At 56.3% G+C, this 25,852-nt stretch carries 29 protein-coding genes and 1 tRNA gene; 23 read left to right on the top strand and 7 right to left on the bottom strand.

Annotation, left to right across the window (positions count from 1 at the left end; all coding sequences use genetic code 11):
• Positions 1 to 49: 49 nt before the first annotated feature.
• From CPA54_RS04390 to CPA54_RS09250, 9 genes are all read left to right on the top strand, one after another.
• The gene (locus CPA54_RS04390; protein WP_249085584.1) at positions 50 to 1,810 is read left to right on the top strand and encodes an ATP-dependent endonuclease; all 1,761 of its coding nucleotides are present in this window, start codon (positions 50 to 52) and stop codon (positions 1,808 to 1,810) included.
• Positions 1,811 to 2,818: a DNA cytosine methyltransferase gene (locus CPA54_RS04385; protein WP_249085583.1), complete on the top strand. Its 1,008-nt coding sequence runs from the start codon at positions 1,811 to 1,813 to the stop codon at positions 2,816 to 2,818.
• Positions 2,819 to 2,982: 164 nt separating this feature from the next.
• Positions 2,983 to 3,258 carry a hypothetical protein gene (locus tag CPA54_RS04380; protein ID WP_249085582.1) on the top strand — a complete coding sequence of 92 codons (276 nt, stop codon included), beginning with the start codon at positions 2,983 to 2,985 and terminating at the stop codon, positions 3,256 to 3,258.
• Positions 3,255 to 3,497: a hypothetical protein gene (locus CPA54_RS04375; RefSeq protein ID WP_249085581.1), complete on the top strand. Its 243-nt coding sequence runs from the start codon at positions 3,255 to 3,257 to the stop codon at positions 3,495 to 3,497. The genes CPA54_RS04380 and CPA54_RS04375 overlap by 4 nt, the downstream gene beginning before the upstream one ends.
• Complete coding sequence (locus CPA54_RS04370; protein WP_249085580.1) at positions 3,494 to 3,820, top strand: hypothetical protein; 327 nt, start codon at positions 3,494 to 3,496, stop codon at positions 3,818 to 3,820. The genes CPA54_RS04375 and CPA54_RS04370 overlap by 4 nt, the downstream gene beginning before the upstream one ends.
• A 258-nt stretch (positions 3,821 to 4,078) precedes the next feature.
• Positions 4,079 to 4,972 carry a PD-(D/E)XK nuclease-like domain-containing protein gene (locus CPA54_RS04365; protein ID WP_249085579.1) on the top strand — a complete coding sequence of 298 codons (894 nt, stop codon included), beginning with the start codon at positions 4,079 to 4,081 and terminating at the stop codon, positions 4,970 to 4,972.
• Complete coding sequence (locus CPA54_RS04360; RefSeq protein WP_249085578.1) at positions 4,969 to 6,000, top strand: AAA family ATPase; 1,032 nt, start codon at positions 4,969 to 4,971, stop codon at positions 5,998 to 6,000. Before CPA54_RS04365 ends, CPA54_RS04360 begins: the two co-directional genes overlap by 4 nt.
• Positions 5,997 to 6,185, top strand: a complete 189-nt coding sequence (locus CPA54_RS04355) for a hypothetical protein (RefSeq protein ID WP_249085577.1) — start codon at positions 5,997 to 5,999, stop codon at positions 6,183 to 6,185. The genes CPA54_RS04360 and CPA54_RS04355 overlap by 4 nt, the downstream gene beginning before the upstream one ends.
• A 312-nt stretch (positions 6,186 to 6,497) precedes the next feature.
• A complete protein-coding gene (locus CPA54_RS09250) occupies positions 6,498 to 6,722 on the top strand; it encodes a helix-turn-helix transcriptional regulator (protein ID WP_408902140.1) in 225 nt (74 codons plus the stop codon).
• Here CPA54_RS09250 and CPA54_RS04350 read toward each other — a convergent pair.
• The 3 genes from CPA54_RS04350 to CPA54_RS04340 all read right to left on the bottom strand — a co-directional run bounded on the left by CPA54_RS04350 (position 6,640) and on the right by CPA54_RS04340 (position 9,570).
• A complete protein-coding gene (locus CPA54_RS04350) occupies positions 6,640 to 7,905 on the bottom strand; it encodes a phage integrase central domain-containing protein (RefSeq protein ID WP_283163725.1) in 1,266 nt (421 codons plus the stop codon). The two genes, CPA54_RS09250 and CPA54_RS04350, sit on opposite strands and share 83 nt — an antisense overlap.
• 153 nt (positions 7,906 to 8,058) lie before the next feature.
• Positions 8,059 to 8,148, bottom strand: a tRNA-Ser gene (locus tag CPA54_RS04345).
• A gap of 105 nt (positions 8,149 to 8,253) precedes the next feature.
• The gene (locus CPA54_RS04340; protein ID WP_249085575.1) at positions 8,254 to 9,570 is read right to left on the bottom strand and encodes a DUF2130 domain-containing protein; all 1,317 of its coding nucleotides are present in this window, start codon (positions 9,568 to 9,570) and stop codon (positions 8,254 to 8,256) included.
• A 448-nt stretch (positions 9,571 to 10,018) separates the two neighbouring features.
• Between CPA54_RS04340 and ffh the strand changes: the two genes are divergently transcribed.
• From ffh to CPA54_RS04290, 10 genes are all read left to right on the top strand, one after another.
• Positions 10,019 to 11,440, top strand: a complete 1,422-nt coding sequence (gene ffh, locus CPA54_RS04335; protein ID WP_043559765.1) for a signal recognition particle protein — start codon at positions 10,019 to 10,021, stop codon at positions 11,438 to 11,440.
• A 54-nt stretch (positions 11,441 to 11,494) separates the two neighbouring features.
• Positions 11,495 to 11,848, top strand: coding sequence for a 30S ribosomal protein S16 (rpsP, locus tag CPA54_RS04330; RefSeq protein ID WP_043559767.1), 354 nt, complete (start codon positions 11,495 to 11,497; stop codon positions 11,846 to 11,848).
• A 25-nt stretch (positions 11,849 to 11,873) separates the two neighbouring features.
• Positions 11,874 to 12,416, top strand: a complete 543-nt coding sequence (rimM, locus tag CPA54_RS04325; RefSeq protein ID WP_043559769.1) for a ribosome maturation factor RimM — start codon at positions 11,874 to 11,876, stop codon at positions 12,414 to 12,416.
• The gene (gene trmD, locus CPA54_RS04320) at positions 12,413 to 13,117 is read left to right on the top strand and encodes a tRNA (guanosine(37)-N1)-methyltransferase TrmD (RefSeq protein ID WP_043559772.1); all 705 of its coding nucleotides are present in this window, start codon (positions 12,413 to 12,415) and stop codon (positions 13,115 to 13,117) included. The genes rimM and trmD overlap by 4 nt, the downstream gene beginning before the upstream one ends.
• 23 nt (positions 13,118 to 13,140) lie before the next feature.
• On the top strand, positions 13,141 to 13,518 hold the full coding sequence (rplS, locus tag CPA54_RS04315) for a 50S ribosomal protein L19 (RefSeq protein ID WP_043559775.1): 378 nt from the start codon (positions 13,141 to 13,143) through the stop codon (positions 13,516 to 13,518).
• A gap of 30 nt (positions 13,519 to 13,548) precedes the next feature.
• Positions 13,549 to 14,991, top strand: coding sequence for a 3-isopropylmalate dehydratase large subunit (gene leuC, locus CPA54_RS04310; protein ID WP_043559777.1), 1,443 nt, complete (start codon positions 13,549 to 13,551; stop codon positions 14,989 to 14,991).
• A gap of 2 nt (positions 14,992 to 14,993) precedes the next feature.
• Positions 14,994 to 15,656 carry a 3-isopropylmalate dehydratase small subunit gene (leuD, locus tag CPA54_RS04305; RefSeq protein WP_043559780.1) on the top strand — a complete coding sequence of 221 codons (663 nt, stop codon included), beginning with the start codon at positions 14,994 to 14,996 and terminating at the stop codon, positions 15,654 to 15,656.
• Positions 15,653 to 16,762: a 3-isopropylmalate dehydrogenase gene (gene leuB, locus CPA54_RS04300; RefSeq protein ID WP_043559783.1), complete on the top strand. Its 1,110-nt coding sequence runs from the start codon at positions 15,653 to 15,655 to the stop codon at positions 16,760 to 16,762. Before leuD ends, leuB begins: the two co-directional genes overlap by 4 nt.
• Before the next feature lie 84 nt (positions 16,763 to 16,846).
• The gene (locus CPA54_RS04295) at positions 16,847 to 18,049 is read left to right on the top strand and encodes a pyridoxal phosphate-dependent aminotransferase (RefSeq protein WP_103765162.1); all 1,203 of its coding nucleotides are present in this window, start codon (positions 16,847 to 16,849) and stop codon (positions 18,047 to 18,049) included.
• A complete protein-coding gene (locus CPA54_RS04290) occupies positions 18,049 to 19,254 on the top strand; it encodes a pyridoxal phosphate-dependent aminotransferase (RefSeq protein ID WP_248630550.1) in 1,206 nt (401 codons plus the stop codon). Before CPA54_RS04295 ends, CPA54_RS04290 begins: the two co-directional genes overlap by 1 nt.
• Before the next feature lie 51 nt (positions 19,255 to 19,305).
• On the opposite strand, the gene CPA54_RS04285 is transcribed toward CPA54_RS04290, so the two are convergent.
• The gene (locus tag CPA54_RS04285; protein ID WP_043559792.1) at positions 19,306 to 19,839 is read right to left on the bottom strand and encodes a thioredoxin family protein; all 534 of its coding nucleotides are present in this window, start codon (positions 19,837 to 19,839) and stop codon (positions 19,306 to 19,308) included.
• A 167-nt stretch (positions 19,840 to 20,006) separates the two neighbouring features.
• On the opposite strand from CPA54_RS04285, the gene CPA54_RS04280 reads away from it, so the two are divergent.
• Complete coding sequence (locus CPA54_RS04280) at positions 20,007 to 20,327, top strand: hypothetical protein (RefSeq protein WP_249085574.1); 321 nt, start codon at positions 20,007 to 20,009, stop codon at positions 20,325 to 20,327.
• Here CPA54_RS04280 and CPA54_RS04275 read toward each other — a convergent pair.
• On the bottom strand, positions 20,324 to 20,752 hold the full coding sequence (locus CPA54_RS04275; RefSeq protein WP_154980854.1) for a DUF423 domain-containing protein: 429 nt from the start codon (positions 20,750 to 20,752) through the stop codon (positions 20,324 to 20,326). The genes CPA54_RS04280 and CPA54_RS04275 overlap by 4 nt on opposite strands.
• Positions 20,753 to 20,829: 77 nt before the next feature.
• Between CPA54_RS04275 and CPA54_RS04270 the strand changes: the two genes are divergently transcribed.
• From CPA54_RS04270 to CPA54_RS04260, 3 genes are all read left to right on the top strand, one after another.
• A complete protein-coding gene (locus tag CPA54_RS04270; protein WP_043559799.1) occupies positions 20,830 to 21,381 on the top strand; it encodes a DUF4142 domain-containing protein in 552 nt (183 codons plus the stop codon).
• Between the two features lie 265 nt (positions 21,382 to 21,646).
• Positions 21,647 to 22,210 (top strand): Atg14 domain-containing protein, encoded by a 564-nt coding sequence (locus CPA54_RS04265; protein ID WP_249085573.1) that lies wholly within the window; start codon positions 21,647 to 21,649, stop codon positions 22,208 to 22,210.
• An 11-nt stretch (positions 22,211 to 22,221) separates the two neighbouring features.
• Positions 22,222 to 23,385: a glycosyltransferase gene (locus CPA54_RS04260; protein WP_166651600.1), complete on the top strand. Its 1,164-nt coding sequence runs from the start codon at positions 22,222 to 22,224 to the stop codon at positions 23,383 to 23,385.
• Between the two features lie 17 nt (positions 23,386 to 23,402).
• Here the strand turns inward: CPA54_RS04260 and CPA54_RS04255 are convergent, their stop codons facing one another.
• Both CPA54_RS04255 and CPA54_RS04250 read right to left on the bottom strand, forming a co-directional pair.
• Positions 23,403 to 24,839 carry a glycosyltransferase family 2 protein gene (locus CPA54_RS04255; RefSeq protein ID WP_249085572.1) on the bottom strand — a complete coding sequence of 479 codons (1,437 nt, stop codon included), beginning with the start codon at positions 24,837 to 24,839 and terminating at the stop codon, positions 23,403 to 23,405.
• Between the two features lie 68 nt (positions 24,840 to 24,907).
• Complete coding sequence (locus CPA54_RS04250; protein ID WP_043559804.1) at positions 24,908 to 25,804, bottom strand: glycosyltransferase; 897 nt, start codon at positions 25,802 to 25,804, stop codon at positions 24,908 to 24,910.
• Positions 25,805 to 25,852: the final 48 nt, after the last annotated feature.

Genomic DNA, 25,852 nt, shown 5'->3' with positions numbered 1-25,852 from the left:
ATTGATGTCCAGCTGATAGCATTTACACTAGGCAAAGGTTTTATAAAAAATGTCGAATAAAGATTCGTTATCTAAGCTTATGAACGGGAAATCTATCGAACCCTTTATAAGGCACATTCGTTTTCCTAAGTATAGGAACTTAAAAGAAGATACAAAAATTGTTTTTTCTTATCCGATAACGGCAATAGTCGGGAGAAACGGAACGAATAAAAGTTCGGTATTAAAAGCACTCTATGGAAGCCCTCGTGGCTACAGCGTTGGTACCTATTGGTTCTCAACATCCATAGACCCTATTCCTGACGGAGATGATAATCCAAGCTGTTTTATATATGGGTATAAAAAAGATGGTAAAACGATAGAAGTTATTTATCAGCGTACAAGAAGGGACAATGATCCAAATTATTGGGAATCGCATCGGCCATCTCCAAAGTATGGCTTACCCACCCAGGAAAAAAGAAATCCTCCTATAGATAAGAATGTTTGTTATATAGATTTTAGACATTCGTTAAGTGCATTTGACAAATTTTTTTATTCACCACCTTCTGATGATATTTCTGAGTTGAAAAAACGCTCTCTAAAAATTGCAAAAGCCTCCAAATGGTTGAAAGAGGCTATGGATAGCAAAAAGAAAAGTAATCTCTACTATAACGTAGAAAGGATTTTAGATAGGATAAACATGTGCCTGGATGAGGATTCTGTTAAATGCATATCAGAAATACTCGGATGCGATTATAGTGAAATTCATATAATTAAACACTTTTATTTTGCTGATTCTGATTATTCCATAAAGGGTTTTACGGTTAGGCTGTGTAGAGAGGGACTGAAATATTCAGAGGCTTTTGCAGGGAGTGGAGAATTTGCAGTCGTATTTTTGGTTTGGAGGATAATGAACACAAAAGATCGCTCTCTAATACTTCTCGATGAGCCAGAGGTTTCACTGCATCCTGCAGCTCAGAAGCGTATGTTTCGTTTCTTAGAGAGACAGGTTCTCCGCAGGAAACATCAGGTCGTGTTAACAACACATTCTCCGGAGTTTATCAAGTACCTGCCTCAGAAAGCGATCAAGTTATTGACACTTGATAAAGATGACAGGGTTCATCTTCATGCACAGTCTAATCATTGCGAGGAAGTATTTTGTGATATTGGACATGATTCCGGGAAGATCTATAAAATATTTGTAGAGGATAAAGCGGCTCAGCTTATTGTCAATATATGTATTAAAAGATATTTTTCTTATTTTTCAGAAAAAATAGATGTTATTCCGCTCGGCGGAGCAGATGATATTCTGAAGCATAATCTTCCCCGCGCATCCATATCACAAGAAGGGAATATTCTTTTTCTTCTGGATGGTGATCAACGTAGAGGAGAGTGGCCTGCGTCTGGAAACGTAACAGACAATGATCTGGAAGCAACTGTACATAATCTTTTAAAAGGTGAGCCGAAATTCAAGTGTGGAAAGGTTGCACAGGATGTTAAAATGAATCATCTGAGAAATCTTCTCTCCTACGGGAGAGAAGTTGTTGATTATCTTCCAGGCAACACTCCAGAAGAGTGGATATTAAGGGAGCTATGGGCATCTGGGGAGCATTCCTACTTTCTGGCAGATAAGGAATTTCCCGATGCTTTAGCTGATCCAAAGGCGACCATCGATAAGATTGCCAAGCGTATAATGACGCAAGCTGTAACGGCTTCGAATATCAATACGGTTATCGATATGATGATAACCCGTATCCCGCATGAGTGGGCTGGTTGGAATGATATTAAGAGTATTATTAATTCATTTATAAAAAGGTATGAAGAGGGGATGTAAGTGTCCATTTTATCAGTGGTGGATTTTTTTTGTGGCTGTGGAGGAACAAGTGCAGGTTTCAGGAATGCTGGGGCGCGCATTTTGGGTGGGGTTGATTGCGATAAAGATGCAGGAGCCACCTATCAGAAAAACTTTCCAGAGGCCTTTTTCATTGAAAGGCAGATAGAAGAAATTGATCCAGCTGATATTGTGGAGCGATTGGCTAATGTTGAAGGAAAAATTCTTTTTTCCGGATGTGCTCCATGCCAGCCATTCTCTAAACAGAACAGGCATCAAAAAAAGGATGATAAAAGGAAGAATCTTTTATCTGATTTTGGCAGAATGGTTTCTTTCTGTAAGCCAGACTTTGTTTTTGTAGAAAATGTTCCGGGTATACAAAAATTGAAAGAAGATGGACCGTTCCCTGACTTTTTGAATTTGCTGAAAAAATTGGGGTATGAGGTTTCTTATGATGTCGTGTCAGCTGCATTTTACGGTGTCCCTCAAGATCGAAAACGTCTGGTTCTCCTTGCAGCACGAGGCAGGAAGCCTGTCTTCCCGATAAAGAAAGAGAAAATGACAACCGTGAGGGATTGGATATCTGATTTACCAGAATTGGTCGCTGGGAGTACTGATCCTACTGACCCTCACCATCAAGCATCTGCACTTTCTATAATAAATCTTAAGAGAATACAGGCTACTCCTGAAGGAGGCGGTCGTAAATCCTGGCCTGAAGAGTTGCGACTTGCATGTCATAAGACATACAATGGCCACTCGGATGTATATGGACGTCTTTCTTGGGATGAGCCATCGTCTGTTTTGACAACTCGTTGCATTAGTTATTCTAATGGACGCTTTGGGCATCCTGAACAGGATAGAGCACTAAGCGTACGTGAAGCAGCCTGTTTACAGACTTTCCCAAGGAATTATGATTTTTGTGGGAGCCCCTTTTCTAAGGCACGTCAGATAGGGAATGCGGTGCCACCGCTCATGGCGGAGAAATTCGCAAGGGTTTTTTTGGAGATGTAGAGACACTGCTTTGGTAATGACCGCCCTTCGGGGCGGTTTTTTTGTGTTTGCGGGAGAGGGTAGCTTAGAAAGAAAATAAGCATAAAAGCTTCAAATATGCATTGACGATATAAGCAAAAAAGCTTATCAGTAACCTCACACCACACAGACACGGAGGTGATGAGGTGGATAACAACAGGAACGCAGCCCTGTCCCGGCTGAGGATGGCCCATGACGAGCTGGAGATCGTGTCAGAGGGGACCGGCCTGACGATCAGCGAGCGCAACGAGCTGACGAACGCTATGCTGGCCCTCGATAACCTGATCGACAGCCTGACCTACCCATATGAGCGGAACGAGCCGATCACGGAGGCGTCGTTCCCGGCGATCGGGCCTTTCAACACGGCGGCACTTTCCGAGGTTCTGGCTGGCCTTTCAGTCCGCGCGGGGAATGAGCCATGAGCATTGATCAGAACTTGCTCGAATGTCAGAAAACCCACGCCAAGGTCGGTATCGTAGCGATGAGAAACCTGCTGGGCGATGGGGGCAAAGAAGATGTCCTTTATGTGCTTAAGGGAATCATTTCTCTCCTGGAGGAGATACCCGTCTCTGACGATAAATCCGGGGCAATCAATGAACTGCTGGGTGATGCGCGTGAGAATCTCGAGATCGCCCACTCTATGATGGGAGGCGGAGAATGAGCCTTATCTCCGAGCAGATCACCCATCAGAACCGTCCGACTGACAACGGCCTGCTGGAGCGGGTTGAACGAGACCGTCATCCGTCGTCATTCGCCCTGCTGGCCCTTATCAGCCGTGTAGCGGATATTCTGGAAAAGAATGGCACTCTCAATGAGCGGGTGGAGGATGAGACATGGATTGCGTTCGACGCTCTCGACAAGCTGCGGGGGCGGCTGAGTACCATTCTCTACGAAGATGAGACGGGAATTACTGCTGAGGATCAGCGGCGTGACAAAATATATGCCTATTACGACATGCGCCATGCCGAGGCAGTTGGCAAGTAACGCCCGATAATACCAATTAAAACTGGGAGTTTTTGAGATGCTGAAAAATGCAAACGGGGAAAGTGCGTCTAATTGGCAGGATTGGCTGGCTTGTAATCCTGTCGATGAAGAGAAAGTTCGCAGCTTAAAATCTCAACTGACAGGCGGCCGTATTTCGTATCACAAGTTCATTTTGACAGGGCGCCCAGACCTTGCAGAGGGGTGCAACAAGAGGGCTATGCGGGCTCTGGATGAATTGATCGAGATGGGGGCGTTGTGATGGAAACGATCACCCAGCCTGGAATCTACGATCTGACCAATGAGCAGTATCATGCGGATCCGTGCCCAGAACCCAGTCTGTCTAATTCTGTTGCCAAGGTACTGCTAAACCAGAGCCCACTTCATGCCCGGTTCAACCACCCACGGTTGAACAAGGAGCGCCCGACATTCGAGCCTACCCTAGCCATGCAGAAAGGGTCCGCCCTGCATCGTATGATACTGGGTAAAGGCGCAGATATTGCGGCACTGCCTTTCAATGATTATCGCAGCAATGCGGCCCGGGAGGCTCGGGATGAGGCTCAGCAGGCGGGGAAGATCGTGCTGTTGGAGGCTGATTATGTGGCAATCCGTGAATGCGCTGATGCGGCACGGAAACAGCTGAGGCAGCGTGAGGATTGTGCCGCTTTTTTTGGCCCAGGGCGGTCGGAGGCGGCAATCGTATGGCGGGAGCAGGATATCTGGTGCCGGGGGATGGTTGATTTCCTTCCAGATGATCGAAGGGCGCCATTGTTCGACCTGAAAGGCACCACGAAAAGCGCATCACCTCAGGAATGGAGCCGTTCCCTCGCAAGGGATTATCGGACACAGGATAGGTTTTATGCTCGTGGCGTAAAGGCAATTAGGGGCATTACTCCAGAGCCAATGAGGTTCATCGTAGTGGAAATGAATGCCCCTTACGCCGTGTCTGTTCTGACGCCGGCTCCAAGCCTTCGTCATGTCGCTGATGAAAATGTCACCCGTGCAATCCGTATCTGGGGGGAGTGCATGAAGAGTGGCGAATGGCCCGGATATCCTCACATGGCACACGTCGAGGCCCCAGCGTGGCTCATCAATGAGCAAGAAGAGCAAGAAATCAGGGATGACATTCTTGCAGAGTTTGGAGATCCAACATGAGTTTCACGATTAAACCAGCCGTTCGGGAAAAGATTGGCCTTCTCTTCGGCATTGCAGGGGCTTCTGGATCGGGAAAGACATTTTCAGCCCTGACGCTGGCTGAGGGGATCAAGGGCAAGGATGGGAAGATCGCCGTTATTGATACGGAAGCGGGTCGTGCCCTTCATTATGCGCCACGTCCTGGAGAGAGGGCTGATCCGACCAAAGGGACGTTTGATTTTCTTCATCTGGACTTTCAGCCCCCATTTGAACCCATGCGCTACATTGCGGCAATACGTGCGGCTGAGGAAGCCGGGGCAACGGTTATTGTGATCGACAGCATGAGCCATGAGTGGGATGGCGAAGGCGGTTGTTCTGATATGGCCGAGGCGGCCGCTCTAGCGGCGGCTACTGACCGCAATGGCCATATCCAGCAGTGGAAAGTAGAAGCCATGACGGCCCCAAGCTGGAAAAAGCCCAAACAACAGCACAAACGCATGATGGCACGGCTGATCCAGACCAGAACCCACCTTATTTTCTGCCTGCGGGCGCAAGAGAAAATCAAGTTTGAGAAGGTGATGAACCCTCAGACGGGTCGGGAACGTAATGAGATAAGGCAGATGGGATTCCAGCCTATCTGTGAAAAGTCTTTCATGTTCGAACTTTCTGGCTCCATGACCATGCACCCTGAAACTCCAGGGCAGCCCCGATATGACCTGCCTCGCAAGCTAAACCATGAGTTGCAGACCATATTCCCTGAGGGCAAGCGAATTATAGCAGAGCAGGGCGCTCGCCTGAAAAATTGGGCCGAAACAGGGGCTGATAGGCCTCCAGAAGACAAAAACATGATGACAGCCCGTGAGATGATCGAGGCCGTGCAGGACGCTACCACGGTAGAAGACCTCAAAAAACTTACCAGTGAGGATGAGTTCAAGAAAAGGCGTGAGTGGCTGAAAGCAAACCGCCAGCATGTATCCGAGAAAATAGAACGTGCTGTCTCCGAGGCTCTGGCTCGCTTCGAGGCAATGGATGAGGAGATGTCGGTGTGACGGCCCTCATCATCATCCTGCTAACCCTGTCTCACCTAGGTGTGGGCATCCTCTGGCGGATCAGCCTTCTGAGAACGAGCAACGGATACCGCCCCGGCCTGACCAGTGCCGTGGTGTGCTTGATACTCTGGCCTCTGATCGGGGCCGCTGAACTGAATGAATGGGTGAAGGAGAAAATAGCGTGAGCGAGACAGTCATAAACATAACCGAAGAGCTGATGCAGCGCTGCTCCCTATGGAGCATGGGCAGTAATCGCACCGTTTTATTTTATCCGTACAAGATGTCGGTCGTGTTCTGGAAGAAGTGGAGGCGGGGATGAGTATTTGGCCAGAAGGCTACGACGATATTATCGATGAATTGTCAGAGGAACCACCTAAAGAGTGCCCGTTTTGCGCAGGGGTCCCCCTCCCTAATTTCCAGAGTGACGAAATGTTTATGGAATGTTCATGTAAAGCGCAGGGACCGAGCAAACATTCCTTCAAAGAGGCGTTAGAGGCATGGAACACCAGAGCGGGGGAGAAGGAATGAGCAAAATGGCCCCTCTGATGACGAAAGAGGAAGTGGCTGAGTACCTTGGTATCAGCAAATCTACGCTGGAAAGGCATGTCCGTCAGGGGAAATTCCCTGACGGCTTCCGTCTCAAGAATGGCCATCTCCGCTGGACGCAGGAGGCAGTTCTGACGGAGGTGGAGAAAATGCGGGCCGGGACGGAATCTGTGTGAGTGCAGAGGCAGGAGCGCATTTTTCGAGAAGGAGGTCAGCCCATTCCTGGGCGATTTCCTTTCTTTTCTCCAGATGCAGGGACCGATTGTACGCCGCTTCGACTTTGTCTTTTGAGACATGGGCTAACATCAGGTCGATTACATAGCGATCTTCTGGCCGCCTTTCATTCATAATCGAAGAGAAAGACGAACGGAACCCGTGCGGGACGTGACGCCCGGCGTATCCGTTCCTCTTTAAGATCATCGACAGGGCCATGTCGCTCATCGGCTTTTTAGGTGAGCGGACAGCAGCGAACACATAAGGAGCATGGCCCGTGAATGGTCTCACGGCATCTAGAACATCCAAAGCCTGCCTACTGAGCGGCACGATGTGGGACCTCTTCATCTTCATTCGTTCGGCTGGTATCTCCCACACATCGCAATTCAGCTCTGACCAGAGCATGCCCCTGATTTCCCCCGAACGGGTCGCCGTGAGGGCCAGAAAGCGCAGGGCCAGCAGAGAGACGGGATATGCGGCCACGCCGTCAAGGTGAGCCATCATCTCCTGTAGTTCAGGCAGATTCGTGATGGCACTCTGGCGCCCTTTCGGTACCTTCTTGAGGATGGCCCTCAGTGGGGCCGCAGGGTCGGTCTGGGCCAGCCCGCAGGCAATCCCGTACAGAAACACGGCACTGATACGCTGGCAGACCCGATGCGCCGTTTCGATGGCCCGCTGAGCCTCCACTCGTTTCAGGAGAGCCAAAACCATCGGAGACGTAATCTCATTGAGAGGCACGTTGCCGATTGCCGGATAGACGTACCGTTCCAGGCTACTCACCACGTCAGAGTGGTGCTTGACGGATCTCCATGTCGGAGCCGTATGCTCGATCCATCGCTCTGCTACCCGGCGGAATGCGCCTTCATCGTTCGCAGCGGAGGCCTTCTTCTGTTTCTGTGTCAGGCCGGGGTCGATACCGGCTCGCAGCTCTGTACGGGCGGCCTCCTTTGCCTGCCGAGCCTCGGACAAGCTGACTTCCGGGTATGCTCCGAATGAGAGCTTGCGCTCTTTTCCCCCGATCCTGTATTTCAAGTGCCAGTGTTTCGAGCCGTTGGGCCGGACCAGAAGATAAAGCCCTTGGCTGTCCGCCATTTTGTAAGGTTTTTCCTTACCCTTGGCGTTTCTGATTTCCGTATTTGTCAGCATGGTGTCTCGCCGGAAAATGAGGCCCCCATATAGGCCCCCAAATTGATGCGCTGCGGTGCGTTATGATGCGCCGTAGTGAATAGGTATATCAGAAAGAAATGGCAGATTTCTGCGGGTTTTGGCAATGCTTGAATAGGTTTGAAATATGTCTTGTGGCGGATGGGGTGGGATTCGAACCCACGGTACGCTTCCACGCACGCTGGTTTTCAAGACCAGTTCCTTAAACCGCTCGGACACCCATCCGTTCTGCCTTCCCATGGAGAAGGCAGGCACGGCCCCTGATACTGATTCACCCGTTGGGCGTCAAGCTGTGAAGCTGCGCCCGTTTCAAAAGGATGGGGCCAGACATTACTCTCCATCTTCTCTCAGTGTTGCGAATTTCGCCTTCATGGTCGCATTCCCCCGTGTGAGCCGCTTGATCGTGACGTCCTGCGCCTTGTCGTTGGCCAGACGCAGGTTGTTGTCTGACTTCAGGAGATTGTCCTTGATCTTCTGAAGATGGGAGATGGATTTGTCTATCTCTTCAACGGCTGTGTTGAACTGTTTGTGTGCGAGGTCATAGTTGCGGGCGAAGCCGGTCTTGAACGTCTCCAGCTTCTCCTCAAAGTTGGTCACGTCGATATTCTGCTGGCGTGTCAGTTCCAGCTCCCGCTTGTAGGTCAGCGCATTGGTGGAGGCATTGCGGAGCAGGGAGATGATCTGAAGGAAGAACTGCGGGCGGATGACGTACATCTTCGGGTAGCGGTGGGACACGTCCACGATGCCCGTATTGTACAGTTCGCTCTCGGGTTCCAGCAGGGAGACAAGCACGGCATATTCGCATTTCTTCTCCGTGCGGTCCTTGTCCAGTTCTTTCAGGAAGTCTTCATTCTTCTTTTTGGTGGCGGTGCTGTCAGCCTCGTTCTTCATCTCGAACATGATGGAGATGATTTCCGTTCCGCCTTCATCCGCATCCCGGAAGATGTAGTCCCCCTTGCTGCCGGAGCGGGCGTCATTGTCCTTCTCGAAATAGGCCCGTGGGAAAGCCATCGCCCGTGCCCGGTTGAACTCCACCTCGCAATGCTGCTCCAGCGTCTCACCGACCATCTTGGTAGAGAGGCGGGCCTTCATGTCTTTCAGCCGTTCGATGTGGTCATCACGGTCCTTCAGCTGAAGTTCGTAATGCTCCTTCAGCTGGGAGGCGGCGAGAGTATTTTTCAGCTCCATCTCTTTCAGTGTGTTTTGCAGGGTGTCCCGCTCCTTCTGGACAGCCTCAACCGCTTTCGTGACGGCCAGTTCCTTTTCCGCCGTACCGGCAGCCAGTCGGGCCTGAAGCTGATGGATCTCCGTCTCCCTGGCCTGCACGGCTTCCTGCAGCTGGGCTTTCCTTTCAGCTTCAGCAAGACGGGTGGCCGTCTGCTGGTCCGTTTCGTGTCGTTCAATCTGACTTTTCAGGGCCTGTATTTCAGCATCACGGGCATGGAGGGCCTGGTGCATTTCCTGCTCATGGGCAAATTTTGCCCGTTCTGCGGCAAGCTGCTCTTCCCGTGCTGCCGCTTCCAGTTTTTCCTGTACCTGCCGGGCAAACTCCTTGTCCCGCACCTGTTTGACGATGTCGGCATAGCCTGCATTGTCGAGTGAAAATGATTTATGGCAGTGGGGGCAGGTGATGTCGTGTGTGGTCATGATGGAAACTCTTTCAGGATTGTGGAAGGTAGTTGGGAGACAGTTTTCTGATAGTTGGAGAGAAGGGAAGCAGGCCGGCTCATTACGGAGTGGCCTTGCTTGATCCCCGCAAGGGCGGGGAACACATTTTTAATGGAACCAATAAGGTGATCAGCTATCGGTTCATCCCCGCAAGGGCGAGGATTGGATTGTTTGTAATCTAATTTTGCTGGATGACAAGAGATTCCTTATAAACTGATCAGCTATCTTGTTATTTTATGGATAAAAGGAGGCAGATAGAAACGGTAGGGTAAAAAAGTGAGCTGAGGGCAGTTATCCTGCCTTCTGCCGAGACGGGAAAAGCTTGACGGAACTCCAGAGAGGCCGTAAAGGCGTAGGAAGTTTACGGACACGTCACTCCGCGAGGGTTCGCGCAGTGGCGCGTTTGTCATGGAATTAAGGATAGCCCGTGTTCGAGCAGCTCTCTGGCAGAATGTCGAAAGTTTTCGAAGGTCTTTCCCGCGGGGAGAGGCTTTCGGAGGGTGACGTCACCGAGGCCATGCGCGAGGTCCGTCTGGCCATGCTGGAGGCCGACGTGGCCCTGCCGGTGGTGCGTAGCTTCGTCAGCAAGGTGAAGGAACGTGCTGTCGGCGGTGAGGTGCTGGATGGCGTCTCGCCCGGTCAGGCCGTGGCGAAGATCGTCAATGATGCGCTGATCGAGGCTCTGGGTGGTGCTGGTGCGGTGCCGCTGAACCTGTCGGCTCCGGCTCCAATTCCTTATCTTCTGGTCGGCCTTCAGGGGGCGGGCAAGACCACGACTGCCGGCAAGCTGGCCCTCCGTCTCGCCAGCCGTGAGCGGAAGAAGGTGCTGCTCGCCAGTCTGGACGTGCAGCGTCCGGCGGCCCAGCTCCAGCTTCAGCAGATCGCCGAGCAGGTGGGCGGACGCACGAACGGGCTGGTCACCTCCCTGCCGATCGAACAGGGGCAGGGGCCTGTCGAGATCGCCCGCCGTGCGCTGGATGCAGGGCGCCGTGAAGGCTTCGACATCGTCATTCTCGACACCGCAGGGCGTCTGGCCATTGACGAGGCCCTGATGGATGAGGTCCGTCAGGTCCGTGACGTGGCGAAGCCTGTGGAGACGCTGCTGGTCGTCGATGCCATGACCGGGCAGGACGCCGTCAATACCGCACAGTCCTTCAAGGACCAGATCGGCCTGACCGGCGTCATCATGAGCCGCATGGATGGTGATGCCCGTGGTGGTGCCGCCCTCTCCATGAAGGCCGTGACAGGAGAGCCCATCAAGTTCACCGGGTCCGGTGAGAAGATGGAGGCTCTCGAAGAGTTTCATCCCGAGCGTGTTGCCGGGCGCATTCTGGGGCTGGGCGATGTCGCCGGGCTGGTGGAAAAGGCGTCCGAGCAGCTCGATCAGGAAGAAGGTGAGCGTGTTGCCAAGCGGATGCTCGCCGGCAAGTTTGATCTGAATGACTATGTCTCGCAGATCAATCAGATCAATCGCCTTGGCTCCATTTCCGGCATTCTTGGCATGCTGCCGGGCATGGGCAAGCTGAAGGATAAGCTGGCGGGGAAGGATCTGGACACGTCCATCTTCAACCGTCACAAGGCGATCATTTCCTCCATGACAGCGCAGGAGCGCAGCGCACCGGAGATCATCAAGGCGTCACGCAAGAAGCGTATCGCCCTTGGGTCCGGCACGAGCGTTCCGGAGGTCAACCGGCTGCTCAAGCAGTTCAGTGAGATGTCCACCATGATGAAGCGGCTCAACAAGATGGGCGGCCTGTCTGGTCTGATGCGTGGCATGGGGGGTGCCGGTGGTCTGGGCGATATGTTCAAGGGGATGGGAGGTCCGGGAGGCCGTCCACCTTTTGGCTGAGTGTCCTCTTGGCTGTCTGTCTTTTTGTAATGTTCTGATGATGCAGGAGTTGTTATGAGCCTGAAGATCCGTCTGTCCCGCGCAGGTGCGAAGAAGCGTCCGTACTACCACATCGTGGTTGCCGACAGCCGCAGCCCGCGTGATGGCCGCTTTGTTGAGAAGGTGGGTGCCTACAACCCGATGCTGCCGTCCGACCACGCCGACCGCGTGCGCCTGAATGACGAGCGCATCAAGCACTGGCTGGAGCAGGGTGCCCAGGCAACCGACCGTGTGGCCCGTTTCCTCGGCCATGCCGGTCTGGCACCGAAGCCGGCCTTCCGTGAGCAGCCCAAGAAGTCTGCTCCGAAGAAGAAGGCCCAGGAGCGTGCTGCCAAGGCTGCTGAAGCCGCCAAGGCAGCCGAGGCCTGATCAGGCCTGAGCGGGAGATTTCTTCTTGTCACACCGTCCTTCACATCAGGATGTTCTGGTCGCCACGATAGGGCGTCCGCATGGCGTGCGGGGGCTCGTGCGCCTGCACCCGGCAACGGAGCATCCCGAGACGCTCGAGGAACTCGGGCCTCTTCATGATGAGACGGGCAGCGTGTGGCAGATACGCTGGAAGGCACCGGGCATTGCTGCCGTCCTGGGACAGGACGGACAGCCCCTGCCGGACCGGACGGCGGCAGAAAAGCTGGTGAACCGTAAGCTCTATGTTGCCCGTGAGGCTCTGCCGGAGGTGGAAGAGGACGAGTTCTATCATATCGACCTGATCGGTATGGAAGCCGTCCTTGCTTCCGGGGAGACTGTGGGGCGTGTTGTCAGTGTCCATGACTATGGGGCTGGCACCAGTCTGGAGCTGGAAGCGGGGCAGCTGATTCCTTTCACCATGGCCTGCGTGCCGGAGGTGGACATGAAGGCGAAACGCCTCGTGGTCGTCCCGCCGGAAGCTGTGGAAGTGGAAGGGGATCTGGCTGGTGAGGTGGAAGTCCGCTCATGACATGGCAGGCTGACATCCTGACCCTCTTCCCGGAGATGTTCCCCGGTCCGCTGGGCTGCTCCCTTGCAGGGCGTGCCCTGGAGCGGAACCTGTGGGCCTGTAGAACGCATGACCTCCGTCCGTTCGGACGGGGGGTGCACAAGGCCCTGGATGATGCGCCATTTGGCGGGGGCGCAGGGATGGTCATGCGGCCGGACGTGCTGGATGACGCCCTGACCAGCGTGAGGCAGACAGATGATGGCCGCCCGGTGATCTATCCGACACCACGGGGCCATCGTCTGGAGCAGAAGGACATTGCACGGTACGTTCAGGGAGAGGGCGTCGTCATTCTCTGTGGACGGTTTGAAGGGGTTGATGAGCGGGTGCTGGAGAAACATGCGGTCGAACAGGTCTGCATGGGGGATTTTGTCCTCTCCGGGGGAGAAATACCGGCACTGGCACTCCTTGATGGCTGTGTGAGACTTCTGCCGGGTGTGATGGGGTCAGCCCTGAGCGGGGAGGAGGAAAGCTTCTCTGCCGGACTGCTGGAATACCCCCAGTACACGCGGCCTGCCACATGGGAGGGGAGGGATGTCCCGCCCGTCCTGCTTTCTGGCAATCATGGGGAGATCGCCCGCTGGCGAGATGAGAAATCCATCGCTGTGACCCGTACACGTCGCCCGGACCTCTGGGCCATGTATGAACAGCAGCAACAGAGTTGAGTTTTTTTTCGGGAGTTTGAAGCATGAACATCATTCAGCAGTACGAGGCGCGCGAAATGGAGCGTCTTTCCGCCATTCGCAGCGTTCCTGAATTCGCCGCCGGTGATACCGTGCGTGTTGGCGTGCGCGTTGTTGAAGGTACACGCGAACGTGTACAGGTCTTCGAGGGTGTGGTGATTGCCCGCTCAAACCGTGGCCTGGGCAGCAGCTTCACGGTGCGCAAGGTCTCCAACGGTGAGGGTGTGGAGCGTGTTTTCCCGCTTTTCTCCCCGACGATTGCTGATATTACGGTTGTTCGCCGTGGTAAGGTCCGTCGTGCGAAGCTATACTACCTCCGTGGCCGCTCCGGTAAGTCCGCCCGTATTGCCGAGCGTCCGCGTGATGTCAAAAAGGAGGGCTGATTTTCAGCTCTCATAAGGAGATGAGAGAGAATGCAGAATCCGGTTACCCCTAGAACTTTGTATGACAAGATCTGGGACGATCATGTGGTGAAAGCCCTTGAGGACGGAACGAGCCTTCTCTACATCGACCGCCACCTCCTCCATGAGGTGACCAGCCCGCAGGCCTTCGAGAGTCTGCGGGCCGCAGGGCGCCCGGTGCGGCGTCCTGATGCCACGATGGCCGTGGCAGACCACAACGTCCCGACCTCCGACCGCTCCCAGCCGGTGGAAGATCCGCAGAGCCGCCTCCAGATCGAAACGCTGGAAGCGAACGTCAAGGAGTTCGGCGTTCCCTATTTCCCATTGCGGTCCCGCCAGCAGGGCATCGTGCATGTTGTCGGACCGGAGCAGGGCGTCTCCCTGCCGGGCATGACGATCGTCTGTGGAGACAGTCATACTTCCACGCATGGGGCCTTTGGCTCGCTGGCGTTCGGCATTGGCACGTCCGAGGTGGAACATGTCCTGGCCACCCAGACCCTGCTCCAGAAGCGCAGCAAGAACATGCGCGTGCGAGTCGAGGGTGAGATTGCTCCCGGCGTGACAGCCAAGGACATCATGCTCAGCATCATCGGCCGTATCGGTACGGCAGGCGGCACCGGTCATGTGATCGAGTTTGCCGGCTCGGCCATTCGCAAGCTGGACATGGCCGGACGCATGACGCTCTGCAACATGTCCATCGAGGCTGGTGCCCGTGCCGGTATGGTGGCCCCTGATGAGACGACGTTTGAGTATGTCAGGGGGCGTCCTTTTGCGCCGCAGGGTGAGGCTTTCGAGCAGGCCGTGGCGTACTGGAAGACCCTCGCCACGGATGAAGGTGCCCACTTTGATGAGGAAGTGGTGCTGGATGCTGCCGAGATCAGCCCGTCCGTCACATGGGGCACCAGCCCCGAGGATGTCCTGCCCATTACCGGCACCGTGCCTCGTCCCGAAGATTTTGCCGACCCGGCCAAGGCCGAGCGCATCCGCCGCACACTGGCCTATATGGGGCTGGAAGCGGGTCAGAAGATTGCCGGTACGCCGGTGGATGTCGTTTTCATCGGGTCCTGCACGAACAGCCGCATTGAGGACCTCCGGGCTGCTGCGGCCGTGCTGAAAGGCCGCAAGGTGGCAGACGGCGTACGGGCTATGGTCGTGCCGGGTTCCGGTCTGGTCCGTCATGCGGCGGAGCAGGAAGGGCTGGACAGGATTTTCCGTGATGCCGGTTTTGAATGGCGTGAGGCGGGCTGCTCCATGTGTCTGGGCATGAATCCCGACAGGTTGAGTGCCGGGCAGCGTTCTGCTTCCACTTCCAACCGTAATTTTGAGGGGCGTCAGGGGCCGGATGGCCGCACCCATCTCTGTTCTCCGACAATGGCTGCTGCGGCTGCCGTGACGGGGACACTGTGCGATGCACGGGACCTGCTGGAGCCGACAATGGCAGAAGGAGCCGCCTGATCATGGAAAAATTCACCCGTCTGACAAGCGTTGCTGCCGCCCTGCCACAGGAGAACGTGGATACGGACCAGATCATCCCGGCCCGTTTCCTCAAGACCATCCGCCGAACAGGCCTGGGCGAGCATCTTTTTGCAGGCCAGCGTTACGATGCTGATGGCCGGGAAAATCCGGACTTCGTGCTCAACAAGCCGGCCTATCGCAAGGCCGGCATCCTGATCACGCTGGATAATCTTGGCTGCGGGTCATCCCGTGAGCACGCCCCCTGGGCCTTGCTGGATTTCGGCATACGCTGTGTGATCGCTCCCAGCTTTGCGGACATTTTTTACAACAACTGTTTCAAGAACGGCATCCTGCCGATCCGTCTTCCCCGTGAGCAGTGTCTTGCCCTGATGGAGGATGCCAGCCACGGCGAGAATGCCCGCCTGACGGTTGATCTGGAAAAGCAGGAAATCCATCGCCCGGATGGTGAGGTCGTGTCTTTCGAGATGGACCCGTTCCGTCGCCAGGTTCTTCTGGAAGGGCTGGATGATGTGGCCCAGACACTGAAGAACCATGAGCAGGCCATCCGTGAGTTCGAGGCCCGTCCATCCCGTGCCTGGGTGCCGTCCACGAAACAGCCGGGTCGCCCGCAGAGTGTCATTGGTAGCAAGGGAGAGCAGGCATGAGCGCAAGACAGAAAATCCTGCTGCTGCCGGGTGACGGCATCGGCCCGGAGATCATGGAGCAGGCCGTCAGGATCATCGACTGGCTGAAGGCCGAACGTGGCCTCGATGTTGACCTGTCGGAAGACCTCGTCGGTGGGGCCTCATTGGCGAAGCATGATGTGCCCATCCGGGATGAGGTGATCGCCAAGGCCAAGGCTGCTGATGCCGTACTGTTCGGCTCTGTCGGTGATCCTGCGTGGAAGGACGTGCCGTTTGACCGTCGGCCGGAGGTGGCCATCCTGCGCCTCCGCAAGGAGCTGAACCTGTACGCCAACCTGCGTCCGGCCAAGCTGTTCGACCCGCTGCTTTCCGCCTCTGCGCTGAAGCCGGACGTCGTGCGTGGGCTGGACCTGATGATCGTACGGGAGACGGTCGGTGGCGTCTATTTCGGGGAGCCTCGTGGAATCGAGACCCTGCCGGATGGCACGAAGCGTGGCGTGAATACGGAAGTCTATACGACCGCCGAGATCGAACGTGTGGCCCGTGTGGCTTTCGACCTCGCCCGTCTGCGCAGTGGCCGTGTCTGCTCCGTGGAGAAAGGCAACGTCATGGAGAGCGGCCTGCTCTGGCGTGAGGTGGTCACGGACCTGCACAAGCGTGAGTATTCCGATGTGACGCTGACGCACATGCTGGCGGATAACTGCGCCATGCAGCTCGTGCGTGATCCTCGCCAGTTTGACGTGATGGTCACGGGCAACCTCTTTGGCGATCTTCTGTCAGACCTCGCCTCCATGCTGACCGGGTCTCTGGGGATGCTGCCTTCTGCCACGCTGGGCACGCCGGAAGGGTCGGACAGGCAGGCTGCCCTGTATGAGCCGATTCATGGCAGTGCGCCGGATATTGCCGGGAAGGGCATTGCCAATCCGCTGGCGCAGATCCTGTCTCTGGCCATGATGCTGCGTTACTCGCTGGATCGTGGTGCGGATTCCGAGCTGATCGAGCAGGCCGTTTCCAACGTTCTGGCTTCCGGGCTGCGGACGGCGGACATCGCTGCTGCTGGTGAGAGCCGTGTCAGCACGGCGGAGATGGGAGAAGCCGTGCTGAAGGAACTTCAGAAACTCGCCTGATCTCCGGGTGATTGTGCTATGAACTGCCATGCGCCCGCCTGTGTCTCACGGGCGGGCGTTTTTTTGAGATGTAAGAGGAACGACATGTCACTCGCTGCCGAACGGATGGGGCGTATCCTGCCAAGCCAGACCATCGCCATCACGCAGAAGGCCAGAGCCCTGAAAGCAGAAGGGCGGGATGTCATCAGCCTGTCTGCTGGTGAGCCGGATTTTGATACGCCTGATTTCATCAAGAAGGCAGCGATCGAGGCCCTCCAGCGTGGCGAGACGAAATATACCGACGTTGCCGGCACGCCGGCTCTCCGCAAGGCCGTGGCAGAACGGCTGAATGCTGATTTCGGTCTGGATTACCGGCCGGAGGAAATCTGCGTGTCCACGGGTGGCAAGCAGGTCATCTATAATGCGATGGTGGCAACGCTGAATGCGGGGGACGAGGTTGTCATCCCCGCTCCGGCCTGGGTGTCCTACCCGGACATCGTGCAGCTGGCGGATGGCAAGCCGGTCATCGTGCCGACCACGCCCGAGACGGGCTTCCGCCTGACAGCCGAACAGCTCCGCAGGGCCATCACGCCCCGGACCCGCTGGCTGGTGCTGAATTCTCCCTGCAATCCGACAGGCAGTGCCTATTCCCGGGATGAGCTGAAGGCCCTGACGGATGTCCTGCTGGAGCATCCGCAGGTCTGGATTCTGACGGACGACATTTATGCGAAGTTGACCTATGAGGGGCGGGAAGCCTGCACGGTCGTGCAGGTGGAACCCCGCCTGCGGGAACGGACCCTGACGATGAATGGCGTCAGCAAGGCCTATGCCATGACGGGCTGGCGCATCGGCTTTTCTGCCGCCCCCGTATCCCTGACAAAGGAGCTGATCAAGCTGCAGGGGCAGAGTACAAGCAATGCCTGCTCCATCGCCCAGGCCGCCGCTCTGGCTGCCGTGTCCGGTCCGCAGGATTTCATTGGCGAGATGGTGGCTGTTTATCAGAAGCGGCGTGATCTCGTGGTGGATGCCCTTTCTGCGGTTCCGGGTCTCTCCTGTGCCCGGCCGGAAGGGGCTTTTTATGTGTTCGTGTCCGTACAGCAGCTTCTGGGCAGGCGCACGGCAGGCGGGCATGTGCTGGAAAGTGACGAAGATTTCGTCAAGGCCATGCTGGAGGAGGTCGGGGTGGCCGCCGTTCATGGCACGGCCTTCCTGCTGCCGGGTTATTTCCGGGTGTCCTACGCCACCAGCACGGAGCTTCTGGAAGAAGCCTGCCGCCGCATTGCCCGTTTCTGTGGAGGGCTGGCCTGATGTTCAGACCGTCCCGGCGTCTCGCCACATTGCCCACGCCAGCGACGATCGCCATGGCGGCCCGTGCCCGTGAACTGAAAGCGCAGGGCAAACCGGTCATTTCTCTGGCTCTGGGGCAGCCTGATTTTCCATCTCCTGCGGCGGCTCTTGATGGAGCCGTGGCGGAAGTGAAGGCTGGCCATACCGGCTATCCGCCCATTCCGGGGCAGAAGCCGCTGCTGGAGGCCGTTGCCGGGAAGTTCCGGCGGGATAACGGGCTGGACGTCTCGCTGGACCAGCTCATGGTCTGTAATGGTGGCAAGCAGGCCATTTTCAATGCGTTCATGGCCTCGCTTGATGATGGGGATGAGGTCATCGTTCCAGCACCATACTGGGTCAGCTATCCGCTCATTGCCCGGATGTTCGGTGGCGTGCCGGTGGAGATTGCCTGCCGGGAGGAAGACGGTTTCCGGCCCCAGGCCGAGGCCATCCGCAAGGCCATCACGCCTCGGACCCGCTGGCTCGTGCTGAATTTCCCCAACAATCCGACCGGTGCCATTCTGGAGCGGGACGATCTGGAGGCCATTGCCGCCGTCCTGCGGGAAGCTCCGCATGTCATGGTAATGAGCGACGAGATTTATGAGCACCTGACCTTTGATGGCAGGCATCATCTCTCCCTGCTCAATGTCGCTCCGGACCTTGCCGACCGTATCCTCATCATCAATGGCATGAGCAAGGCTTATGCCATGACAGGCTGGCGGGTCGGGTTTGCCTGCGGCCCGGTGCCTCTCATCAGGGCGATGATCAAGGTGCAGGGCAATACGACATCAGGCATCTGCACGCTGGCACAGGGTGGTTCCGTGGCAGCCCTGAAAGAGGATATTGCCGGGGTTCAGGCCATGCGTGAGACCTACGAACGGCGGCGTGGGCTTGTGATTGATGCCTTGCGGCGAATCGAGGGGCTGAGCTGTGCCCTGCCGCAGGGTGCTTTTTATGCCTATCCGGGGCTGTCTGCCCTGATCGGGCGGAAATCTGCCGGGGGGCGTCTGCTGAGTGATGACGTGGCCTTTGCGGAGGCCCTGCTGGAGGAGGCTCACGTGGCAACCGTGCCGGGTTCAGCCTTCGGCTATGGGCCGCATCTGCGCCTGTCCTTTGCGGCGTCTGACGAAGAACTGGAAGAAGCCTGCCGGCGGTTGGCAGGCTTCGTGCAGGGAATCACGGACTGACAGAGACGGGGGCCATGTCTGCTGCTGGCAAAGAATGGCCCCCCTCCGTTTTCAGGGACGCTGGTTCCACTCATTCAGCAGGGTGATGACGGATTGCGGAGCCATCTGGCGGGCCGAACCGAGGGCGAGGGTGCCGTCAGGGTTCAGCAGGCGGCCCTGGGGTGTGAGGATCAGGACCGTCGGGACGGCCTTGATGGTCACGCCATACTGCTGGGCCAGCTCCATGTTGGTATCAAGATGCCCGACATTGACGGGGACGATTACGAAGTGCTCGTCCAGCCACTGGCTGACGGAGGGAACGGCGAAGATGCCTGCAAGAATGCGGCAGTCCGGGCACCAGTTCCCTCCGAAATCCAGAAGGACACGCCGGTTGGTTCTGGCGGCGGTCAGGAAGGCTTCATGAACCTGTCTGGCGGCCAGGTCAGCTGGCGGGTAAGGCTCATGGGCGGGAGTGATGGTGGTCATTCTGCTGATGTCTGGCAGGGGAGCGGGTGCTGTTGGGGCTGGGCTGGCACCTTGCGCAACACCGGAGGAGAGGAGAAGGCCCATACCGGCAAGAGCCAGGGCGGAGTGGTAAAAACGCATGATCTCTCCTGAGACAGTGGGTTTGTGAAGAATTCGTTCCCTATTGTTAGCGGCAAGGTAACAACAGGACGTTAAACAGAGGGGGGACGCCGAGCTTTTCTTGATAAGCCATGAGGTCATGAATTAGGGTAGAACCTTGGGTTTGATAAGGCGATGGTGTGCTTGTGGTGAGACGGAAACGGCCAATTTTTTATACTGCTTCCCGCAAGGAGGTTTCAGTCCTTTCGACATTGGGGCGGATGGTCGTTCTGCTTGGGCTTACCTGTGGCCTGCTGCTGGTGGTCAGGTTCTACCAGCCTGCAACCCGTCTCATGCAACATGCTGTCAGCACGGCATTGTGGCAGCGGCTTTATGGTCTGTTTCATGTCGAAACGGCCTTGGGGCGTGAGCAGCTGATCCTGATCGGAATCGTCCTTTCCTGTTTCCTGCTTGCCCTGCTGATACAGCTTCTGGCCCTGTGGCTCATGAATCGGGTCCGCCGCCGTTAGGAGCCTTTCAGTGGAGAACGGATGAAGGCGGCCGAAGCGACGCAGAGCCACGAGAGGATAAGTAGCGTCCCCCCTGTCGGAGCCAGCCGTGCCGGGAACAGGATCCCGAAGGCATGCAGCGTGACAGGGATGCTGAACAGGCTGGTCCCCAGTGCCAGACCCGTGCAGCCGAAGGCGAGGCGTTGCGGGTGGAGGTAGCGGCTGGCCGGTGTCAGGGCACAGAGGGCGATGCCGTGCCAGAGGGCAATATCAGCAGCCATGTGCATCATGCTTCTGCCATTGGGGACAGGAAAGACCGTATCTGGCAGATGCGTGGCTGCGGCCTGACAGGCAACGGCCAGACTGGCATAGAGGGCTCCGAGACTGAACAGGCCTCTCAGCAGGAAGGCTGTTCGGGAAGAAATTGCCCTGTCATGATTCTGCATATTGATTATAACCCGGCTGAAAAGGAGATGCGGGCATTGTCTCAGCTGCCCGAGAGGATGAGAAGGGGGAACGTCGTATGAAATTTCGTTTTGTGGTTTGTGCAGGGCTGCTGTCTCTGGGGGGGTGTGGTCTCACGCCGCCTTCAGCTCCGCGGGTTCCGCCTTTGCCAAAGGGGCCTGTCACGCCCGTACCGAAGCTGGCTGCCGATGATGCCGTGCTGTTGCAGCAGATCAACCTGCGTGCTGCCTATATGAAGGCTGCGACCGATCTGGCTGCGTTGCATAGTGGTGATGAGCTCATCAAGGGGTTTGCGGCCCAACAGTCCAAGGATTACGACAAACTGCATGCTGATGCCCAGAAGGTAGCAACAGCCCATACGCTTTTATTGGTCGAGACGCAGTCTGGCATACAGCAGAAGCGTCTGGCCACGCTGGGCCGGTCATACGGGCGGCCTTTTGACAGGGCTCTGCTTTATGCGTTGACCCATGCTTCCACGGCACGGGAGAGGGCTGCGCTGGCACAGGCTAAAAAAAGTGGCAGCACGGCAGACATGAAAAGTCTGGCAGGAACAGCGCTGGACCTTCTAAACCGCAGCCAGGAACAGGGCCTGGGTCTGATTCGCCGGTGACGCACTTTGGCGTCATGGGGGCTGATGCGCCCTCCTGTAATATGGCAGAAATTTGTCATATTTTTGACGTTTTATTGATGGTGTGTTAAAGGGCTAGTATTGAGAGTAGAAGACCTATCCTGATATCTTTCTGTACAAATGCCGTACCGGTTCTTGTCTTCCTGAGAGCAGGTGATGCTCCTGATGTACAGGAAAAAGGAAGAGGTTTTTCTGTTGTGACATATCATCAGGATCGACGAACCAGGACATGCAGAACGATTCGCCTTTGACTGAGAATTCTCTTCGCAAGGCTCTGGAAAAAATGGGGGGCGGGCCAGCTGCCGTAGAGGCCGGAGATGGGGCACCGGGCCATGGTTACAGGGGCCATTCGGCGCCCCGTGGCCGATCTGCTCAGCAGGTGGGGCGCCGCCGTCGTTTTTCCGGGGATGATACGGTTGTTGTGGAGCATCAGTCACTGGGGCGCCCTACGCAGAAGAGGGCTGCGAATCGTGTGATGGCTGCCTCAGAGGCCGGGCAGGAGCAGGAAAGGCTGAAGCAGAGCCTGCAAAGGGAAAGGCGTCGGGTTCATGATGTAGAGGCTGAGCTTGCTACGTTGAACAAGCGGATTCAGGCCGTGAATACCCAGATGACACATCTGCGCCTCCAGGTGGAGGAAGGCAGGAAGGCTCTCCAGCAGCGTGATGAGAGCATCCTGCGCCTGCGGGCCGAGCTGCATCAGGCCCGGGAGCATCAGGCACGTCGTGCTGCCAGCCCGACCAGGGCAAAGTCAGCCGCCCCTGCGGAGGTGGATGACGAGGGCCAGAAACCTGTGCAATGGTGGGCGGACTGATCAACCATGCCATGATGACTGCACGTTCTTCTGCCATGGCTGGGTTTCCGGCAGCCGGAATGGGGGCAGCGATGGTCGACAGGATATGGCACGGGGGGGAATGGCAGACGGCACATCCCCTCAAGATCGTTCATGTTGGGGACTTTTTTTTCAGCCTGAAGAAAAAGGCGCCGACCCAGTTCAGTGTGGGGGGGAAACTCTCCAATGGCCTGATACGGAATGGCCATCACGTCATCAATTTTCCTTACAGGGATGTTGCACGCTCCGGTGGCTGGTTTGGCAGCCGCAAGATGGGCCGCCATCATCTTTTCCGGGCGCTGAAGGAATTCGTGGCGTTCAGTGCGCCTGACATTCTTCTGCTGGGGCATGGGTACATGATTCCCCCTTTCGTCATTGAGGAGCTGCGTCAGCAGCAGCCCGGCATGACAGTGGTGCAGTGGAATGTTGATGCCCTGTTCGTGGAGAGCAATGCCAAAGACTTTGCGGCCCGGCATCAGGTGGTGGATGCCAGTTTCATCTCCACGGCGGGGCCGGTTGTCCGGCAGGTGGTAGGGGAGAAGGGGCATGTTGGGTATCTTCCCAACCCGGTGGATCGCAGTGTCGAACGGGGACAGGCTTTTGCGCTGTCATATCCGGAAGCGGATGTTTTCTATTCCTGCGGGAATCCAGCCCGGTTGCGGACCATTTGTGGACGGGACTGGAATATGGAGGAATTTTGCGAGACGCTGGAGGAGCGTCTGCCTCCATCGGTGCGTTTTGCCTATGCGGGGGTCCGTCGGCAGCCTTATGTCAGTGGAGCTGCTTATTCCCTTTTGCTGGAGCAGACAGCGATGGGGCTGAATATCAGTCGCAGGGCAGATTATTATCTCTACAGTTCAGACCGTCTTGCACAGATGATCGGCAACGGCCAGCTTGTCTTCATGGAGCGGCAGACAGGTTTCGACCGTATCTTCTCTGATCAGGAGATGGCCTTCTTCAGCAGTCTTGATGAACTGGTGGAGCTTGTCAGCCAGTACCACAAGGCGCCGACCCTTCGTAAGGATGCCGCCCGGGCGGGATGGCAGCGCTATCATGCCCTTTTCAATGAGTGCGCCGTGGCCGATTATATCATCGGCCAGACGCTGGGCACCCTGCCGGAAGAAGCCCATGCGTGGCGTCATTTGACCAACCTGTGAGGGAGAGGATTCCGGTTTCAGGAATTTTGTGTGATCCTGAAATCGGAGAACAGGGCTGTCCATCCGGCCAGCTCTTCCTCTTTTGAGCAGGTGTCCGGTGTTTTTGTGTTGGCGAAGATCATGCGCTGATCGGCGGTGGTAGCATCACCGAAATTGACGAACATGACCTTGAAGTCCAGCGCAGGATAGCGGGCAGCCAAGGCCTCTACCAGAGCTGTGAAATTGGCAGTGGCTGTATGGGCAGGACGATGCTGTCCGCCATAAAGATGACCATCCCGCCAGCTGCGGATGAACAGCACACGCCGGGACTGCCGGCAGAGCGCGTCAATTTCCTGGATCATGCCATGGAAACGGTGCCGTAAAAGAGGCAGCTGCTCATGGAATTTTTCTACGCTGGCCGGTTCTTCTTCCGGCTTGTCCAAACAGTTGTGGTAGGTGATCAGCGTGTCCCGGCAGCGCAGGGCCTTGTGATGGCCATAGAGGCAGTTGGTGGAAAGCAGCCCGGCAAAACTGTTCTGGAAGAGTGAGACCAGAGTGTGGAATGGCACAAGAAACTGGTCGAAAAGACCAGGGCCAGGGCGGCCGAAGTATCTGTTGAGGGCCTGATTGACTGTCTCATCCCCACCCAGAGAGATGATGCTGTCAAACTGCAGGCTTTCTCCGCCCGGTTCGGGAGAGGGGCGTGAAAGAGCTGCGGCGATTTCTTCACGGAACTCGAACATCTGCTCGTCGGTCCGCCAAGGGTGGCGGTAGAGCGGTTCATGGCGGATGGCATCATGGATGGCCTGGTTCCTCATGGCCAGCTCATGATTGCCGTGGCTGTGGGAGGGAAGGGTGTTCAACCCGCCTCTCAGATAGAAGAGCTGGCCACGTTCCGGGCTGAGGTGCTGTGCCAGGCCACCATAGCCTGCCCGGAGAAAACGCTGGGTGTGTTCAACATGCTCTTCCCCGTATTTCTCGAACCGGACATCCAGATACCCAACGTGGGACAGGGCCTTTGCGTGATAGCCAACACAGAAGGCCTGATGCATGGGGGCAATGAAAGGATCCTCTGGCGTGCCGCTGCCGGAGGAAATGTCATTGTCGATCTCTATGGTGATTTCCGGCATGAAATTGATGTGGCCATAGCGTTCGATGGCCTCAATCCAGGGCAGCTCCCAGCCGAAGACGGTAGGGAAGCAGTCATCCTCCAGGATAAGGATCCAGTCGCACCGTTTTTCTTCCTTGAGGTACCAGAGGACACGGTTGCGGTTCCACGAGATGCCCTTGTTGCGCCCGGTGACACAGGGAACATTCAGCTCCTTCAGCATGTCGGGCGTACCATCGGTGGAGCCATCATCCGCAACGACAAATTCGAATGTCGTGCGGGTATGACGGCGGATGCTGGCGATGACCTCCTTCAGGATGTCCTTGCGGTTATAGGTAATGATGCCGATGCCCAGTTTCCCGGCCATGAAATGCCTCGCCAGTCTGTCATTGAGTGAAAGGGAAGATGAAACCTGCTGTACCGGGTACCGGGGCCCTAGGGAAAGGCCCTCAGCACATCCCCGAGCAGCCGCCGGAAATCTTCTGCGTATGGGCCATCCCATCCTGTCCATGGTTTGGGGAAGCCGGAGAAATGCACGGCAAAGGGATTGGCCAGCCCGTCATCGTAAATTTTCTTCCACTCTGCCGGGAGGGTCTCACTGGCCTCGACACAGCCCGGCCCCCAGCAGACATTCCAGTTCTGGTGGATGAAATGGACCTTGCCATAGAAGATGCGGTTGAGGATGTCCTGGTCGCTCATCCAGAACAGAGTGCTGCACAGGTGGCCACATTCCTCCGCCTGCGCCTGGCTGATCTCGGCAATGTTGAAGACAAGAACGCCATTCTGGAAGTAATTGTTCGAGTCCAGCACACCAAGGGCCCCGCAGTGATAGTCCACCAGCGGGGGCCCCCCAGCAATGGCCTGCGGCAGGCGGAAACCGTTGGTCTGGGCCGGGATGAGGAGCAGGTCCCGCGTTGCACCGATCTGCGCCGTGGCGGGGATGCTGTAATAAAGCAGGCTGGGGCAGGCCCGCAGCAGTATGTCATCGCTCAGATAGACAATGCGGGAAAAGTTGGCGAACAGGGTTGGCACAGCAAGGCTGTAGAATGTCGTGCGGTCTGTCGTGTCGAGATAGGCCGGGTTGTATGTCTGCATCCATTCGGAGACATCCACGAAGTGGATCTGGGAGCGTCTGCCATCAAAAAGACGCCGGCCTGCTGTCATGGTTTCCTCCGGCAGGCCCTCATGCAGCATGTAGAGGGCAAGCCTCACTCCTGGCAGAAGGTTGTTGATCCCGGAGAGGATGGTAGCATACGCATTGGGTGCACTGTGCTCTGTCAGAGGCAAAGCGACAGGAATGAATTCTGCAGGTGGTGGAAGAACGGTTTGCATAAACAGGCCAGATTATTTAACAGACTCCTGTAGATAATAGGAGCATCC

Origin of the sequence: Parasaccharibacter sp. TMW2.1890, assembly GCF_023337645.1 — a bacterium.
GTDB lineage: Bacteria > Pseudomonadota > Alphaproteobacteria > Acetobacterales > Acetobacteraceae > Bombella > Bombella apis.
The sequence above is the reverse complement of the archived record's forward strand: the minus strand, read 5'-3'. Positions and strand labels throughout refer to the sequence as shown.

What these genes read in the sequence shown, in the direction of transcription:
- CPA54_RS04390 (WP_249085584.1), top strand. Translation starts at nt 50, where the DNA reads ATGTCGAATAAAGATTCGTTATCTAAGCTTATGAACGGGAAATCTATC.
- CPA54_RS04375 (WP_249085581.1), top strand. Translation starts at nt 3,255, where the DNA reads ATGAGCATTGATCAGAACTTGCTCGAATGTCAGAAAACCCACGCCAAG.
- CPA54_RS04370 (WP_249085580.1), top strand. Translation starts at nt 3,494, where the DNA reads ATGAGCCTTATCTCCGAGCAGATCACCCATCAGAACCGTCCGACTGAC.
- CPA54_RS04365 (WP_249085579.1), top strand. Translation starts at nt 4,079, where the DNA reads ATGGAAACGATCACCCAGCCTGGAATCTACGATCTGACCAATGAGCAG.
- CPA54_RS04360 (WP_249085578.1), top strand. Translation starts at nt 4,969, where the DNA reads ATGAGTTTCACGATTAAACCAGCCGTTCGGGAAAAGATTGGCCTTCTC.
- CPA54_RS09250 (WP_408902140.1), top strand. Translation starts at nt 6,498, where the DNA reads ATGGAACACCAGAGCGGGGGAGAAGGAATGAGCAAAATGGCCCCTCTG.
- CPA54_RS04350 (WP_283163725.1), bottom strand. Translation starts at nt 7,905, where the DNA reads ATGCTGACAAATACGGAAATCAGAAACGCCAAGGGTAAGGAAAAACCT.
- CPA54_RS04340 (WP_249085575.1), bottom strand. Translation starts at nt 9,570, where the DNA reads ATGACCACACACGACATCACCTGCCCCCACTGCCATAAATCATTTTCA.
- rpsP (WP_043559767.1), top strand. Translation starts at nt 11,495, where the DNA reads ATGAGCCTGAAGATCCGTCTGTCCCGCGCAGGTGCGAAGAAGCGTCCG.
- trmD (WP_043559772.1), top strand. Translation starts at nt 12,413, where the DNA reads ATGACATGGCAGGCTGACATCCTGACCCTCTTCCCGGAGATGTTCCCC.
- rplS (WP_043559775.1), top strand. Translation starts at nt 13,141, where the DNA reads ATGAACATCATTCAGCAGTACGAGGCGCGCGAAATGGAGCGTCTTTCC.
- leuC (WP_043559777.1), top strand. Translation starts at nt 13,549, where the DNA reads ATGCAGAATCCGGTTACCCCTAGAACTTTGTATGACAAGATCTGGGAC.
- leuD (WP_043559780.1), top strand. Translation starts at nt 14,994, where the DNA reads ATGGAAAAATTCACCCGTCTGACAAGCGTTGCTGCCGCCCTGCCACAG.
- leuB (WP_043559783.1), top strand. Translation starts at nt 15,653, where the DNA reads ATGAGCGCAAGACAGAAAATCCTGCTGCTGCCGGGTGACGGCATCGGC.
- CPA54_RS04295 (WP_103765162.1), top strand. Translation starts at nt 16,847, where the DNA reads ATGTCACTCGCTGCCGAACGGATGGGGCGTATCCTGCCAAGCCAGACC.
- CPA54_RS04290 (WP_248630550.1), top strand. Translation starts at nt 18,049, where the DNA reads ATGTTCAGACCGTCCCGGCGTCTCGCCACATTGCCCACGCCAGCGACG.
- CPA54_RS04285 (WP_043559792.1), bottom strand. Translation starts at nt 19,839, where the DNA reads ATGCGTTTTTACCACTCCGCCCTGGCTCTTGCCGGTATGGGCCTTCTC.
- CPA54_RS04275 (WP_154980854.1), bottom strand. Translation starts at nt 20,752, where the DNA reads ATGCAGAATCATGACAGGGCAATTTCTTCCCGAACAGCCTTCCTGCTG.
- CPA54_RS04270 (WP_043559799.1), top strand. Translation starts at nt 20,830, where the DNA reads ATGAAATTTCGTTTTGTGGTTTGTGCAGGGCTGCTGTCTCTGGGGGGG.
- CPA54_RS04260 (WP_166651600.1), top strand. Translation starts at nt 22,222, where the DNA reads ATGATGACTGCACGTTCTTCTGCCATGGCTGGGTTTCCGGCAGCCGGA.
- CPA54_RS04255 (WP_249085572.1), bottom strand. Translation starts at nt 24,839, where the DNA reads ATGGCCGGGAAACTGGGCATCGGCATCATTACCTATAACCGCAAGGAC.
- CPA54_RS04250 (WP_043559804.1), bottom strand. Translation starts at nt 25,804, where the DNA reads ATGCAAACCGTTCTTCCACCACCTGCAGAATTCATTCCTGTCGCTTTG.